The sequence below is a fragment of the Rhodopseudomonas sp. P1 genome, assembly GCF_039642825.1.
In the GTDB taxonomy this organism is placed as follows: Bacteria; Pseudomonadota; Alphaproteobacteria; order Rhizobiales; family Xanthobacteraceae; genus Rhodopseudomonas; species Rhodopseudomonas palustris_H.
In genome coordinates this window covers 1,101,701-1,115,483 of sequence record NZ_CP088006.1, presented here as the reverse complement: position 1 = coordinate 1,115,483, position 13,783 = coordinate 1,101,701, and the positions used below count along the sequence as shown (strand labels likewise).

Genomic DNA, 13,783 nt, shown 5'->3' with positions numbered 1-13,783 from the left:
CTTGTTGCGACAAACCTAGCGCAATCTTCGGTGACGAGTCGACCTGGGGACGCTCCGATCGCGATGGAACTCATCGGTTCCATTGCACAGCTCACGGCGCAGGTAGCATCAGGGTGAAGACTGCGCCGCCCCCACTGCGGTTCGCTGCTGCAAGCGTGCCGCCATGTTCGCGCGCGATGCCGTAGCTGATCCACAAGCCGAGCCCGGTACCTTCACCGACCGGCTTGGTGGTGAAGAACGGCTCGAAGATCTTGTCGATCAGCCCGTCGGGCAGACCGGCTCCGTTATCCGTGATGGTGATGACGATCTGGTCGCCGTCGCGCTGCGCGACGATCTCGATCCGCGGCGCGGCCTGGCCGCGCACCGCGTCGAGCGCGTTGTCGATCAGATTGACGATGATCTGGTGAAACTGGCCTTCATTGCCGAGGATCTGCAGATCCGGCGCGATGTCGAACGCGAAGTCGACGTGATGCGGCTTGGCGCGCGCCGCCCAGCGCACCGCGGTGCGCACCACGCGATCGACATCGACGCGTAGGCTCTCGCCGCTCTTCGGGAAGCTGAGCCGCCGCAGGTTCTTGACGACGTCGGCAACCCGCATCGCGCCTTCCAGCGTGCCTTCGATCAGCGAGCCGTAATCGGCCAGCAGCGCGTCGATCTTCAAGTCGCGGCGCAGCCGTTCGATCTCTGCAGGTTCGGCGCCGCGATGGATCGCGCCGAGATACGCCGACATCCGGTCGCGATAACGATCGAGCGTATGGATGTTGCCGTAGATGAAGCTGATCGGATTGTTGAGTTCGTGCGCAACACCGGCGACCAGACGGCCGAGGCTCGCCATCTTTTCCTGCTCGACGAGCTGGCGCTGTGCGTGCTGCAGCTCGCTGTGCGCGGCATGCAGCGCCTCATAGGCGCGGCGCAGCTCGCCGATCGGCCGCCCGGTCAGCACCGCACCGAGCCGGTGCCCGGCCGGATCGCAGCGGGTGGCACCGTTGATCGCATAAAGATCTGAGAGGCCGCGCTCGGTGACGAAGCGGATTTCGAGGTTGCTGATTTCGCTCGGACACTGCGCCTGCAACAGCGCATCGATCCGGCCGCGATCGGCGGGATCGACGAGATCGGTAAGCGACCGATGCAGCAGCGTGCCGGCGCTGTCGCCGAGCAGCCGCACCGCCGCCGGATTGACCTGCAGGATGCTGCCGTGGCGATCGCAGACGATCAAAATGTCCGACACCGACTCGATCACGCTGGAGATGAACGCCTGCGCTTCCTCCAGCGCCGCGTTCTTCTCTTCCAGATCGGTCTCGTAGCGCAGCAGGTCGGCGTAGACCTCGTCCATCTTGCGGATCACTTCGATCCACGCCGCCTCCTGGTCGCCGGCAAACGGCGACGGCAGTTGCGAGCCGACCCGGTCGATCAGACTCTCGCGACCGCCGCGATCAGACCTCATCGGCGAGGCCCTTGCGCAGATCGTAGCGGCCGAGCTTGTTGCGCAGCCCGACGCGCGACAGCCCGAGTTCGCCGGCGACGCGGCTGATATTGCCGCCATGGCGATCGAGCGCCTCGGCAATCATGTGCCGCTCCAGCGCTTCGATGTTGGTCTTCAGCGTTGCGCAGCCGTTGCGCACCGGCTTGAGCTGGATCGGCTCGCCGCCCTGCCGCACCCGCGGCGACAGATCGCCTTCCTGCAGCCGATCCTCGGTCGCCAGCACCACCATGCGCTGGATTTCGTTCTGCAGTTCGCGAACGTTGCCCGGCCAGTCGTAGTGCCGCATGCGATTGAGCGCCGCCGGCGCGAAACCTGCAACGTTGCGGCCGTAGGACTTGGCGACGTCGGCCAGCACCTTGGCGGCGATCAGCGGAATGTCCATCGGCCGCTCACGCAGCGCCGGCATATGCAACGGGAACGCGGCGAGCCGGTAGTACAAATCGCGCCGGAACCGGCCGGCCCGCACTTCGGTTTCCAGATCGCGGTTAGTCGCCGCGACGACGCGAACGTCGACCTTGCGGACCCGCTGCGCGCCGAGCGGACGAATCTCGCTCTCCTGAAGTACGCGCAGCAACTTCACCTGAAATGCCGGCGAAGTCTCACCGATCTCGTCGAGGAAGATCGTGCCGCCATCGGCCACTTCGAACAGACCGATGCGGTCCTGATAGGCGCCGGTGAACGCGCCCTTCTTGCAGCCGAACAGTTCGCTTTCGAGCAACTCATCCGGCAGCGCGCCGCAGTTCTCGACCACGAACGCCTTGCCGGATCGCGCCGAACCGTAATGGATCGCCCGTGCCAATAGCTCCTTGCCGGTGCCGCTCTCGCCGGTGATCAGCACCGAGATGTCGAACTCGGCGGCGCGTTTGCCGAGCTCGATGACCTCGCTCAGCGGACTGTCCGGCGCGTGCACGATACGATCGAACTCGTACAGCTTGCGGGCCGCGCCGCGCTTTTCGGTGACGACGCGCTGCGCCCGCTCCGGCGTCAGCTTGATGTCGATGCCGGCGGTCTCGGTCTCCTTCTGCAGCATGAATAGCTGCACCGCGCCGCGGACGATATCGAGCAGCCGGTCCGGATGCCACGGCTTGGCGATATACTGATAGATCCCGGCTTCGTTGATGCCGGCGATGATGTCCTCGCTGTCGGAATAGCCGGAGATGATCATCCGCACCGGGTCGGGCCAGGTCTTGCGCACGTCCTTGAGGAAGTCGACGCCGGTCTCGTATTGCATCCGCTGGTCGCACAGGATGGCGTGAACGATCTCGCTCTCCAACACCCGCCGCGCCTCGCCGGCATCGCGCGCGCAGATCACTTCGAACTCGTCGCACAGCACCCGCTTCAGCGATTCGAGCGACCGGATCTCGTCGTCGACCACCAGCACTGTCGCCTGTCCACTCATCCCCGTCGTCCCGTCACGCAACGAATTGAACCAAACACCATCAACAAATCCGCGGCAACTGCTCGCCGGCCAGCCAATCGACGATCCGGCCGCCGCCGAACGCCGTGGTCATCTGCACAAAATGATGATCGTCCTCGATCACCTCGCCGATAATCGCGGCATCGCGCCCGAGCGGATGCGCCCGCATCGCGGCGAGCAGCGTATCGGCCGCCTCGGGCGCTGCGACCGCCACCAGCTTGCCCTCGTTGGCGACGTACAGCGGATCGAGCCCGAGCAGTTCGCACGCCGCCGCCACTTCGGGCCGCACCGGCACTGCATCCTCATCGAGCCGGAAGCCGACTGCCGATTGCTGCGCCAATTCGTTCAAGGTGGCAGCGAGCCCGCCGCGGGTCGGATCGCGCATCACCCGCAGGCCCTGCGGTGCAGCCGCCACCATCGCGGCGACCAGCTCGTGCAGCGCGGCACTGTCCGATTGGATTGACGTTTCGAACGCGAGGTTCTGCCGCCGCGACATCACCGCCACGCCGTGGTCGCCGATGAAGCCCGACAGCAGCACCTTGTCGCCCGGCCGGGCCTGCTCGGCGGACAGCGCCAGGTCGCGCGGCGCGATGCCGACGCCGGTCGTGGTGATGAACACTCCGTCGGCCTTGCCACGCTCCACCACCTTGGTGTCGCCGGTGACGATCGGCACGCCGGCTGCGCGCGAGGCCGCCGCCATGCTGTCGGCGATCCGCTTGAGGTCGGCGAACGCAAAGCCCTCCTCGATGATGAAGCCGGCCGACAGATACAGCGGCCTCGCGCCAGCCATCGCGACATCGTTGATGGTGCCGTGCACGGCGAGCGAGCCGATGTCGCCGCCAGGGAAGAACAGCGGCGACACCACATAGCCGTCGGTGGTCATCACAATCCGCCCGGCCGCGACGTCGAACGCCGCCTGGTCGTTGCCGGCGCGCAGCATCGGGTTGTCGAAGGCGGCGTGGAAGATCTCGCTGATCAGATGCGCCATCGCGCGGCCGCCGGCGCCGTGCGAGAGGTCGACGCGGCCGTGCGCGAGATCGAGCTTGCGCCGCCTGATCCGGTCGCTCATGCCACCGCCCTCCGTGCGTGGTCGCGGAAGCGACCATAGGTCCAATGCGCCGCGCAGGCGCCTTCCGACGACACCATGCACGATCCCATCGGCGTCTCCGGCGTGCACAGCGTGCCGAACAATTTGCAGTCAGTCGGCCGCTTAATGCCGCGCAGGATCGCGCCGCAGTCGCAGGCCGGATTGTCGGCGGCGCAGATCTCCGCCATCGCGAAGCGGCGCTCGGCGTCGAAGGCTGCGTAAGCTTCGCGCAACTGAAGGCCGCTCGCCGGCACGCGGCCAAAGCCGCGCCATTCGAAGCTGTCGCGCAGCTCGAAGATCGCCGCGACTTCGGCCTGCGCGATGCGGTTGCCCTCCGGCGTCACCGCGCGGATGTACTGGTTCTCGACCACGTGGCGGCCGTCATTGACCTGCTGCACCAGCATCAGGATCGACTGCATCACATCGAGCGGCTCGAACCCGGCGACCACCACAGGCTTGGCAAAATCGCGCGCGAACTCGGCAAATGCATCGGCACCGATCACCGCGCTGACATGCGCGGGACCGATGAAGCCATCGAGGCGTGGCCCCGGCTGGCCGTCGAGATCGGGATGTTCGAGGATGCCGCGGATTGCCGGCGGGGTCAGCACGTGATTGCAGAACACGCTGAAATTGCTGAGCCGCTTGGCGGCCGCAAGCTTGATCGCCAGCGCGGTCGGCGGCGTCGTGGTTTCGAAACCGATGGCGAAAAACACCACTTCGCGGGTCGGCTCCGCCTCGGCGATCGCGACCGCATCCAGCGTCGAATACACCATCCGGATGTCAGCGCCGGCCGCCTTGGCGCGCAGCAGCGAAGTGCCGTGCGAGCCGGGCACCCGCATCAGGTCGCCATAGGTGCACAGCGTCACCTCTGGACGCTGCGCCAGCCGGATCGCCATGTCGATCCGTCCGACCGGCAGCACGCAGACCGGACAGCCGGGTCCGTGCACCATCCGGACGTTCGGCGGCAACAGGTCTTCCAGGCCATAGCGCGAGATCGCGTGGGTATGGCCGCCGCAGAACTCCATGAAGTGATAGCTGCGCGACGGATCGGCCGCCTGCGCGATCGCCGCCGCGATCTGCCGCGCCACCTTGCCGTCGCGATATTCGTCCACGTATTTCATCGCGCCGCCTCCGCCGATTGGCTCATCTCCGCGAGCAGCGCCAGTGTCTGTTTCGCCTCGTCCGGGTCGATCCGGGTCAGCGCGAAACCGACATGCACCACGACGTAGTCGCCGACCGCCACGCCTTCGACCAGCGCGACCGACACCACCTTGCTCACGCCGTCGAGCGACACCCGCGCCATCTGCTCGGGCAGCAATTCCACCACTTCGGCCGGAATGGCGAGACACATCAGTGCGGCTCCTTGCTGGCAGTGAGATGTTGTCCGGCGATCCAAGCCTGACCAAGGCTGAGGCCGCCATCATTCGGCGGCACCTGCCGGGCGAGCAGCGGCGTCAGCCCCCGCGCCCGCAGCCGCGCCGCCAGATCTTCGCTCAGCACGCGATTGAGGAAACAGCCGCCGCCGAGCGCGATGGTGGTGAGTCCGCTCTGCTCCGCAGCCTGCACGGACCACTCGGTCAGCGCGGCCGCGAGCGTGCCGTGGAACAGTTCGGCGCCGTCGCGCGGATCGATCGTCGGTGTTGCCAGATGGGCGAGCAGCGGCGAGAGATCGAGCGTGCCGGCGCCGATCTCCCAGCCGCCGCCCAGCACGCGCGGGATTTGCACCAGCGCTTCGAGCTGCATGGCCGCCTGGCCTTCGTAGCTTTGCACGGCGCAGACGCCGAGCAGGCCGGCGGCGGCATCGAACAGCCGGCCGGCGCTGGTGGTGGTGGCGCAGCCATGATTGACGAGCATCGCGGCGAGCGCAGCGGCGCGAGGGTGATCGACGAAGCGCGATGCGATCTCGTCGTCGCGCCCCAGCGCGTGCAGCGCAGCCGCCGCCATCCGCCACGGCTCGCGTGCCGCGGCATCGCCGCCGGGCAGCGCCAATGGTTTCAGATGGCCCAGCCGGCTGAACCGCGCGCCGTCGACGCGCAGCAGTTCGCCGCCCCAATTGCCGCCGTCGCTGCCGAGGCCGTGACCGTCGAGCACCAAACCAAGCAGCGGCGTGTCGATGCCGTGCTCGGCGGCGATCGAAGCGACATGGGCGTGATGATGCTGCACGGCAATCAGCGGCAGAGCCAAATAGTCGGCGGCCTGGCTCTCGGCAAACCGGGTCGAGGCGAAGTCGGCGTGCAGATCATGCGCGATCGCGGCCGGCTTCACGCCGACGAGACGCATCAGGTGATCCACCGTCTCCTCAAAGAACCGCACGGTTTCGGCGGTCGCGAGATCGCCGACATGCTGCGACACAAAAGCTTCGCGGCCGCGGGTCAGCGTGATGGTGTTTTTCAAGTAGGCACCGACCGCCAGCACCGGCGGCATCTCGCGCGGCAGTGTGATCGGGCGCGGCGTGAACCCGCGTGCGCGGCGGATGAATGACGGTGAACCGTCGATCACCCGCGCAACGCTATCATCGGCACGCACGACGATGCCGCGATCATGGCTGACGATCAGATCGGCGACAGAGGCCAGCCGGCGCAGCGCATCCTCGGTCACGATCGGATCGCCGCCGAGATTGGCGCTGGTGGCGACCAGCACCAGATCGACCGGCGCGCGCTGCCACGCGCGTCCCTCGGGCGCGCCGCTTGCGGCATGGAAGATCAGATGATGCAGCGGCGTATAGGGCAGCATTACGCCGACCGCATCCAGCGCGGGCGCGACCGACGGGGCCAGCACGCCGCGATCGCGCATCAGCACGATCGGCCGCTCGACCGACGACACCAGCGAGCGCTCCGCCTCGGACGCGATGACGATGCGATCGAGCGAAGCTTCGGACGCGACCATCACGGCGAACGGCTTGGCGTCGCGGCCCTTGCGCCGGCGCAGCTCGGCGACGGCGGTTTCGTTGGTGGCGTCACACAGCAGATGATAGCCGCCGAGGCTTTTCAGCGCGACGATCCGGCCAACGCGCAAGCACGCCACGATCTCTTCGATCGGATGGCTGAGCTGCGGGCCGCAGCGCGGACAGGCGATCGGCTCGGCGTGAAAGCGGCGGTTGTGCGGATCCTGATAGTCGCGGCGGCAATCCTCGCACATCGTGAAGCCGGCCATCGAGGTGTTGGCGCGGTCGTACGGCAGGCCGCGCGTCAGCGTGTAGCGCGGGCCGCAATGGGTGCAATTGACGAACGGATAGAGATGAAACCGGCTTGCCGGATTGAACAGATCGTCCAGGCACGCTTCGCAGGTCGCCGCATCCGCCCCGATCTGCGTGGTCACCACCCCACCACGGCTCTCCGCGATGCCGAAGTCCCGCTCGCCGCGCGCCCGAACCGTCTCGGTCTCGATTGTGTCGACCCGCGCCAGCGGCGGCGCCTCTTGGCGGAGCGCAATCAGGAACTCCGGCAGCGCCGCACCTTCGACCTCGATCAGCACGCCGTCCGCATCGTTGGCGACGAAGCCACCGAGTTGGTAGCGCTGTGCGAGATGGTACACGAACGGCCTGAAGCCAACGCCCTGCACCGCGCCGCGCACGCGCACCCGGGCGCGTTCGGCGGCAGCGGTGAGCGGCACGGCCGGCTGCATGGCACTACTCGGCGGCGTTGGCGGCAGCCCGCACCGCGGCCGCACGCTTGCCAATCCAGGCGTAGAACGCGGCCAAGCCTTCGCCGGTCTTCGCCGAGACCGTCAACACTTCGATGGTCGGGTTGACGCGCCGCGCATATTCGATCGTCGCGGCAAGATCGAAATCTAGATGCGGCAGCAGGTCGATCTTGTTCAGCAGCAGCAGCTTCGCAGCGGCGAACATGTGCGGATATTTCAGCGGCTTGTCTTCACCTTCGGTGATCGACAGCACCACTACCTTATGCGCCTCGCCGAGATCGAAGCCGGCCGGACAGACCAGATTGCCGACGTTCTCGATGAACAGCAGCCCGCCCTCCTGGCGCGGCAACTGATCGAGCGCATGGCCGACCATGTGGGCGTCGAGGTGGCAGCCTTTTCCGGTGTTGATCTGAATCGCCGGCGCGCCGGTGGCGCGGATGCGCTCGGCATCGTTGGCGGTCTGCTGATCGCCTTCGACCACCGCGATCGAGTACTGATCCTTCAGATCCGAGATCGTTTTCACCAATAGCGAGGTCTTGCCCGAGCCCGGGCTGGAGACGAAGTTGAGCGCGAAGGTGCCGCTCGCCGCCAGCCTGGCGCGGTTTTCCGCCGCGTAACTGTCGTTCTTGGACAGGATATCACGCTCGATCTGTACGATCCGCGGCTGCGACAGGCCGGGGATATGCACGCCGGCAAGCCCGGCCCCAAAATCGATGCTGCCACCAGCCGGCGCATGCACGTGACCGTGGTCATGCCCGTGATCGTGGTGATGATCATGACCATGGTCGTGATCATGCGTGTGCGGGTGCGCGTGATCATGATCGTGGTGATGGTGATGATGTCCGTGGCCGTCGCCGTGAGAATGGCCATGGCCGTGTGGATGGTCGTGACCATGACCCGGATCCGCACTGGCATCGCCGCATCCGCAAACCGTACACATCAGTCGACCTCCAATTCCCTGATCCGCAATTCTTCGCCGGCGGTGATCTGCAAGTGATGGCCGCCGCAATCCGGACACGGCGCGTCACGCTGCGCGATCGTCACCGTCTTGGCGCAGTCCATGCACCAGGCGGCGCCGGGCATTTCGAGGATTTCAAGCCGCGCATCGGCCGCGATGCCGCCATGCGCCACCGCTGAGAAACAGAACCGCATCGCCTCCGGGTCGACATGACCCAGCGCGCCGATCTCCAGCCACACCGCGCGCACCCGCGAAAACTGCTGCTCGCGCGCCTCGCGCTCGATGATTTCGATCATGCTCTCGCACAGCGCCATCTCATGCATCGGCGACCTCGCAGAAACGAACATCGAAGCCGACGCAGGGATCGAACGCCGCGACCAGCCGCTCGACCCGGCGGCGATCGGCTTCGCTGGCTTGCAGCGTCGTCCCGACCAGCGCGCGGGCGAGCGGACCCTCGGGATGGAAATTCCACTCGGTCGGAGCCAGGATCTCGAACTGCCGGATCGCTCCTGCGGCGTCGAGCGCAATAAGGTGACATAGACGGCCACGGGCGCATTCGACGGCAGCGAGGCCGATGCCATCGCCCAGTCTCATGCTCTGCACGACTGCAGCGGCGTCCGCATCTCCGTGCCGTACGGCGCGTAGTTGCTCGGGCGTCGCGGCGATCTCGATCAGCCGCGCGAGCAGCCGGCCGAACAGGCCGGAGCCGAACGCGGCGACCACCGGGTGATCCGCAGTGCGGGCGAAAGCGCCGGTCTCCGGCACGCGGCCCGCCAGATCAGGACGCACCGCGAAGGACGGCCCCAACGCGATTAGTCGCTTGCCGATCATGGCATCATCCGCCGCGGTGAGCGGATCGACCGCCGCCGCACCGAACTCAGCTTCGGCCACCAGCGGGCGGTGGAGCTCAGCCAACAGCGCATCAGAGCCGAGCCAGCGCCGGCAGGCGGCGACATCCGCAAACGCGCGCGACGTCAGCCCGAGTGCTTCGAGTCCTTGTGCGATGCGCGCGATCGCGTCGTCATCGAGCGGAGCGGCCGGGTTGCTCGGCCGCGCGGCAATCATCAGATCGCGCAGCTGATGAGTGAGGGCGGGCATTCCCGCACCACCGAGCAGCAGCACGGTGCCGCGCAGCAGCTCGATCATGCGCTCCGCCAGCACCGCGCTAGTGTGGGCAGCAACGATCGACGGCGCGAGCGAAATGCCACGTGCCGCCGCGAGCGCTTGTGCCGCCGCAACGCCCTGCGCCGACGCGCACAGCGCGAACAGCCGCGGCACCAGCGCGACGATCGTCTCGCCGGATTTGCCTTGCGCCAGCCGGCCGATGCCGATCGGCCGCCGCGCCGTGATGTCGAGCCGAACGACGCGATCGCCGCGGCGGACGATTCCGACCTCGATGCGATCCTCGCCCGGCGCCGCAGTCATGGCCGCCGCTCCACCCAGGCGCCGCGCAGCAGGCCGCGGCGGTCGAGCGTGGTCGCCATCTTGCTCGGAGCCTGAGACGGCGAGGCCTCGTCAGCGACCTGCTCGGGCTCGAGCACCGCGGCGAGCGCGGCCGCGGCAGCCGCTTCCGCCGCCGCCTGGTCGGCGAAGTCGAACATCGGCGAGAACAGCGAGCAGCTTTCGATTCCGCCGATGCCGTCGAGTTGCCCCACGGTGAACTCCAGCGCGCCGACCGGTAATACGCGTGTCACCACCTCGCCCTGGCTGCATCCGGCGGCAGTGGCGAAATCGAGCGGCATCCGCACCAGATTCATGAACCACGGCGTAACGATCACGCCGAACGCATGATCGTCCAGCGCGCGGAAGCCGATCGCCGCGACATCGAGCGCGGGATTGAACACCGGCAGATCGCGCATCGCCGGCACCGCCGCGCGGTAGATCGCCGCGACCGCTTCGCCGGCGGCGCGCGCTTCAGGATCACGGGGCGCAGCGACCTCAGCGGTCATCGTTCAGCCTCAGGAATTTGGCCGGTGGTGCATCGCAGGTCGGGCAGCACCAGTCGTCCGGCAGTGCCGCGAACGGCGTGCCCGGCGCGGCGCGGCCGAGCGGATCGCCTTCGGCCGGGTCGTACACCGTCCAGCACACGCCGCATTCCATCCGGGTGAGTGGATCGGTTTCACTATCGTGCGAGGTGGCGAATTCGGTCATCGGAAATACGCCTCGATGATTTCGCCGAGGCGTTCGGCGGAGTCCTGGAAGTCCTCATCGGCGGCCCGCACCGCGGCCGGCACGTCGCCGATCTCGATGGTGTCGAGGATCGGCGCGTCCATCGCGTTGAGGAACTGCACCGACCAGACGGAGCGCGCGCCGGTCGCCAGCACGCGGCAGCTGCCGTAGCCGCGCGACCACAGCTGGATCGCACCATTGCCGAGCGTCGTCGCGAGGTGATCCATGTCGGCTTCGTTCATCGGCAGCAGCGTGAAGTTGATCACATGCGACGGCTGGCCGATCTGGTGCGCCGCCATCCGCTCGCGGATCTCCGCCAGCACCGGCTGGACGTTCATCGCGCCCGCGGGCGGCGCGGTGATGTCGATATCGGGCGCGGGGAAATCCTGCGCGGCGCGGCTGACGATCGCCGGGATCGAGCCGATCTCCAGGTAATCGCGCGCCGGTCCGTCGGCGTCGCCCTCGATCCGCACCCGCCACAGCCCGGCGAGCACCGATTCCTGCACCTGCGCGACCCGGCGGTCAGGGAGCGCGACGATACCGGAAACCTCGCCTTCGCCGAGGATGTCGTCGAGCAGGCTGCGCTCGGCCTCCGACAGATGATCGATCGATAGCAGCGTGGTCGGTGCTTCGACGCGCTGGGCGGCGAGCGCTTCGGCAAGCTGCGTCAGCATGCCGGCAAGCAGCGGGCATTGCCGCGTCAATTCCTCGCCGCCGCGGGTCGCCAAGGCGGCGATCGCGCCGGCACCGGTGACGCCGAACCGCCCTGCATCGCCCGCCCCGATCGGCAGCAACGTCATTTCAATGTCGTCGCTATCCGGCTTGGTCCAGTAGCCCACTCTCATGACTGCAGCTCCGCTTCACCGCGCTGATCGACCTCGGCCAGCATCGCGCCGATCTGCGCCAGATAGCTGGACCAATCCTGGATCTTGGCGATCACGCCGAGCGTGCGCTCCGGCTGCACCACCGCCAGGCTCGGACACACCGCAACGCCGAACTTAGCCATCAGGCCGCGTTCAGCCTCGGCGGCGACTTCGGCCGCGACCAGCCGGCCCGGAAACGCATTGATCAGTTCAGGCAGCACCACCGCGAGGTCCGCGGCTTCCGGAAAGCGTGCGGCATCGCCGCGGAAGAACAGCACGACGATCTTGCCGGAGCAGGCGATGAAGTCGTCGACGTTGGCTTCGTCCACCAAGGTCGGTGCATTTGGCCGCGCAGCCGCGCGCGCGAGCGAACCGCTCATGTTTCCTCCACTCCCGTTCCGGCGCTTGTTGTTATCGTCGCCGCTAATTCAGCAAGCGACGTGCCAGCCGGTAATTGCCTCGAATTGGCAGCAAACTAACCATTTTGCGATCGGTTCTGACCAATCGCCCGCTGCCGAGGTGGGGCTATGGAAACATAGTAACCGGCAGGTGGGAAGTAGACTTGTAGATGACGCGCGTTGATGCGCGAACAGCTCGCAACTACTGCGGGTCGCGGCGCAGATGCTCGGGCAGCTCCGGTTCGCGATCGATCAGATCGGCGAACAGATGCTCGAACGGCTTGCCCTCCAGCGCGGCGGCGACGCCGTCCAGCGCATCATCGATCAGCCGCGCCTCTTCGGCGTCAAGCCGGCGGATGGCGCTGTCGATGAACACCAGAAGCTGATCACCCGGGGCGACCTCGCCGATCAGCATGGTCGAGACGCTGCGATGCTCGCCGCGGCGCACGCACAGCGCGGTGCCTTCCTCGGTCGAAATCACCGTCATCGGCAGGCCGACGCACATCGCAGCAATCTCGCCTGTAATTACAGCGGCAGAGCGAGTGCGACACCGGCCGCCGCGATCGCGCCGCCGGCAAGGCGGAGCGACGGCGCCGGCGCAAACCGCGGCAGCGTCGCGCCGAGCGCGAGGCCGATACCGTGCAGCAGCGCGGTGGCGACGACGAAGCCGGCGCCATAGGCGAGCGGCTGCGCCAGCGCCGGCATTTCGGCGCCGTGGGCGAAACCATGAAACAGGCCGAACAGCGCCACTGCCGCGGCGGCAGCGATCGTCGGCACCCGCACCGACAGCGCCACCAGCACGCCGAGCGCGATCACCGACAGCGCGATCATCGGCTCGACCGCCGGCAGCGTCACACCGGAAGCGCCCAGCATCGCGCCAACCGCCAGCAGCGCCACGAAGCTCGCCGGCACGATCCAGCGCGCCGCGCCGCCGAGCGACCACGCCCACAGGCCGACCGCCACCATCGCCAGCAGGTGATCGAGGCCGCTGAACGGATGCACGAAGCCGGCGGCGAACCCGTCCGCCGCCAGGAAGTGGACGCCGGTGTGGGCCTCGGCGAGGCCGGACAGGCCGAGCAGCGCAATCAGGGCGGTGCCGGCGCGGAGCAGATGGGTCATGAGGTTTCCTCGCTCAGATCGTGGAAGATGCGGCGGCTTCGCGCCGTTCGTAATGGTCGTGGTCGATATCATTGGCCAGCAGCGCGGCGCCTTCGGGTAACGGTTCAGCGCGCGGCACCACCGGCACGCCCCACTCGGCCAGAATCGCACAGGCCATCACCAGCGACTCGGCGATACGGCAGCGCACCGGCTCGGTGAGCGCTCCGCCCCAATCTTCCAGATCGAGCGGCTGGCAGCCGATCAGCGCCAGCTCGCGCGGCGCGGCGCCGAGCAGATCGGCGGCGCTCAGCACCTCCTGAAACCCGGTCTGATGCAGGCTCATCTTCTTGGCGCCGGTGAATTTCGGCACTTCGTCGCCGCGCACCAGCTTCAGCGTGCCCGGCTCGAGCCCGTAGTCGATCGCGTCGAACACCAGCAGGTGGTCATGGTCCTGCAGGAAGTTGACGAGGTACAGCCCCTGGGTGCCGCCATCCAGCACGGTGACGTTGGCCGGCACATCATAGGCGCGGTGAAACGCTTCGACCGCACGCACGCCGAAGCCTTCGTCGGCCCACAGAATGTTGCCGATGCCGAGGATCAGGACGCGGGGCGCATCTGTCATGGAGTTCTCACGTTTCAATGTGTCATTGCGAGGAGCGAAGCGACGA

General features: G+C 67.4%; 16 protein-coding genes. All 16 read right to left on the bottom strand.

Annotated elements, in window-relative coordinates:
• Window positions 1-91 precede the first annotated feature (91 nt).
• Entirely contained in the window at window positions 92-1,444 is a 1,353-nt protein-coding gene (locus LRC39_RS05200) for a sensor histidine kinase (RefSeq protein WP_346296547.1), read from the bottom strand.
• Entirely contained in the window at window positions 1,434-2,882 is a 1,449-nt protein-coding gene (locus LRC39_RS05195) for a sigma-54-dependent transcriptional regulator (RefSeq protein ID WP_346296546.1), read from the bottom strand. The genes LRC39_RS05200 and LRC39_RS05195 overlap by 11 nt, the downstream gene beginning before the upstream one ends.
• 40 nt (window positions 2,883-2,922) lie before the next feature.
• Entirely contained in the window at window positions 2,923-3,969 is a 1,047-nt protein-coding gene (gene hypE, locus LRC39_RS05190) for a hydrogenase expression/formation protein HypE (RefSeq protein ID WP_346296545.1), read from the bottom strand.
• Window positions 3,966-5,108, bottom strand: a complete 1,143-nt coding sequence (gene hypD / locus LRC39_RS05185; RefSeq protein ID WP_346296544.1) for a hydrogenase formation protein HypD — start codon at window positions 5,106-5,108, stop codon at window positions 3,966-3,968. Before hypD ends, hypE begins: the two co-directional genes overlap by 4 nt.
• A complete protein-coding gene (locus LRC39_RS05180; RefSeq protein ID WP_107354391.1) occupies window positions 5,105-5,338 on the bottom strand; it encodes a HypC/HybG/HupF family hydrogenase formation chaperone in 234 nt (77 codons plus the stop codon). Before LRC39_RS05180 ends, hypD begins: the two co-directional genes overlap by 4 nt.
• Window positions 5,338-7,611: a carbamoyltransferase HypF gene (gene hypF, locus LRC39_RS05175; protein WP_346296543.1), complete on the bottom strand. Its 2,274-nt coding sequence runs from the start codon at window positions 7,609-7,611 to the stop codon at window positions 5,338-5,340. Before hypF ends, LRC39_RS05180 begins: the two co-directional genes overlap by 1 nt.
• A 4-nt stretch (window positions 7,612-7,615) precedes the next feature.
• The gene (gene hypB, locus LRC39_RS05170; RefSeq protein WP_346296542.1) at window positions 7,616-8,569 is read right to left on the bottom strand and encodes a hydrogenase nickel incorporation protein HypB; all 954 of its coding nucleotides are present in this window, start codon (window positions 8,567-8,569) and stop codon (window positions 7,616-7,618) included.
• Entirely contained in the window at window positions 8,569-8,910 is a 342-nt protein-coding gene (gene hypA / locus LRC39_RS05165) for a hydrogenase maturation nickel metallochaperone HypA (RefSeq protein ID WP_011156506.1), read from the bottom strand. The genes hypB and hypA overlap by 1 nt, the downstream gene beginning before the upstream one ends.
• A complete protein-coding gene (locus tag LRC39_RS05160) occupies window positions 8,903-10,012 on the bottom strand; it encodes a nickel-dependent hydrogenase large subunit (RefSeq protein WP_346296541.1) in 1,110 nt (369 codons plus the stop codon). Before LRC39_RS05160 ends, hypA begins: the two co-directional genes overlap by 8 nt.
• Window positions 10,009-10,536 (bottom strand): [NiFe]-hydrogenase assembly chaperone HybE, encoded by a 528-nt coding sequence (gene hybE, locus LRC39_RS05155; protein ID WP_346296540.1) that lies wholly within the window; start codon window positions 10,534-10,536, stop codon window positions 10,009-10,011. The genes LRC39_RS05160 and hybE overlap by 4 nt, the downstream gene beginning before the upstream one ends.
• Window positions 10,526-10,738: a rubredoxin gene (locus tag LRC39_RS05150; protein ID WP_346296539.1), complete on the bottom strand. Its 213-nt coding sequence runs from the start codon at window positions 10,736-10,738 to the stop codon at window positions 10,526-10,528. The genes hybE and LRC39_RS05150 overlap by 11 nt, the downstream gene beginning before the upstream one ends.
• Window positions 10,735-11,601, bottom strand: a complete 867-nt coding sequence (locus tag LRC39_RS05145) for a hydrogenase expression/formation protein (protein WP_346296538.1) — start codon at window positions 11,599-11,601, stop codon at window positions 10,735-10,737. Before LRC39_RS05145 ends, LRC39_RS05150 begins: the two co-directional genes overlap by 4 nt.
• Window positions 11,598-11,999 carry a hydrogenase accessory protein gene (locus LRC39_RS05140; RefSeq protein ID WP_346296537.1) on the bottom strand — a complete coding sequence of 134 codons (402 nt, stop codon included), beginning with the start codon at window positions 11,997-11,999 and terminating at the stop codon, window positions 11,598-11,600. The genes LRC39_RS05145 and LRC39_RS05140 overlap by 4 nt, the downstream gene beginning before the upstream one ends.
• Before the next feature lie 220 nt (window positions 12,000-12,219).
• The gene (locus LRC39_RS05135) at window positions 12,220-12,522 is read right to left on the bottom strand and encodes a HypC/HybG/HupF family hydrogenase formation chaperone (protein ID WP_107343140.1); all 303 of its coding nucleotides are present in this window, start codon (window positions 12,520-12,522) and stop codon (window positions 12,220-12,222) included.
• Between the two features lie 20 nt (window positions 12,523-12,542).
• Window positions 12,543-13,136: a HupE/UreJ family protein gene (locus LRC39_RS05130; protein ID WP_346296536.1), complete on the bottom strand. Its 594-nt coding sequence runs from the start codon at window positions 13,134-13,136 to the stop codon at window positions 12,543-12,545.
• Between the two features lie 13 nt (window positions 13,137-13,149).
• Window positions 13,150-13,737 (bottom strand): HyaD/HybD family hydrogenase maturation endopeptidase, encoded by a 588-nt coding sequence (locus LRC39_RS05125; RefSeq protein WP_346296535.1) that lies wholly within the window; start codon window positions 13,735-13,737, stop codon window positions 13,150-13,152.
• Window positions 13,738-13,783 lie beyond the last annotated feature (46 nt).

Bases quoted from the DNA above. Each gene is read 5' to 3' on its own strand.
- LRC39_RS05200 (WP_346296547.1), bottom strand. From the start codon at position 1,444: ATGAGGTCTGATCGCGGCGGTCGCGAGAGTCTGATCGACCGGGTCGGC.
- LRC39_RS05195 (WP_346296546.1), bottom strand. From the start codon at position 2,882: ATGAGTGGACAGGCGACAGTGCTGGTGGTCGACGACGAGATCCGGTCG.
- hypE (WP_346296545.1), bottom strand. From the start codon at position 3,969: ATGAGCGACCGGATCAGGCGGCGCAAGCTCGATCTCGCGCACGGCCGC.
- hypD (WP_346296544.1), bottom strand. From the start codon at position 5,108: ATGAAATACGTGGACGAATATCGCGACGGCAAGGTGGCGCGGCAGATC.
- LRC39_RS05180 (WP_107354391.1), bottom strand. From the start codon at position 5,338: ATGTGTCTCGCCATTCCGGCCGAAGTGGTGGAATTGCTGCCCGAGCAG.
- hypF (WP_346296543.1), bottom strand. From the start codon at position 7,611: ATGCAGCCGGCCGTGCCGCTCACCGCTGCCGCCGAACGCGCCCGGGTG.
- hypB (WP_346296542.1), bottom strand. From the start codon at position 8,569: ATGTGTACGGTTTGCGGATGCGGCGATGCCAGTGCGGATCCGGGTCAT.
- hypA (WP_011156506.1), bottom strand. From the start codon at position 8,910: ATGCATGAGATGGCGCTGTGCGAGAGCATGATCGAAATCATCGAGCGC.
- LRC39_RS05160 (WP_346296541.1), bottom strand. From the start codon at position 10,012: ATGACTGCGGCGCCGGGCGAGGATCGCATCGAGGTCGGAATCGTCCGC.
- hybE (WP_346296540.1), bottom strand. From the start codon at position 10,536: ATGACCGCTGAGGTCGCTGCGCCCCGTGATCCTGAAGCGCGCGCCGCC.
- LRC39_RS05150 (WP_346296539.1), bottom strand. From the start codon at position 10,738: ATGACCGAATTCGCCACCTCGCACGATAGTGAAACCGATCCACTCACC.
- LRC39_RS05145 (WP_346296538.1), bottom strand. From the start codon at position 11,601: ATGAGAGTGGGCTACTGGACCAAGCCGGATAGCGACGACATTGAAATG.
- LRC39_RS05140 (WP_346296537.1), bottom strand. From the start codon at position 11,999: ATGAGCGGTTCGCTCGCGCGCGCGGCTGCGCGGCCAAATGCACCGACC.
- LRC39_RS05135 (WP_107343140.1), bottom strand. From the start codon at position 12,522: ATGTGCGTCGGCCTGCCGATGACGGTGATTTCGACCGAGGAAGGCACC.
- LRC39_RS05130 (WP_346296536.1), bottom strand. From the start codon at position 13,136: ATGACCCATCTGCTCCGCGCCGGCACCGCCCTGATTGCGCTGCTCGGC.
- LRC39_RS05125 (WP_346296535.1), bottom strand. From the start codon at position 13,737: ATGACAGATGCGCCCCGCGTCCTGATCCTCGGCATCGGCAACATTCTG.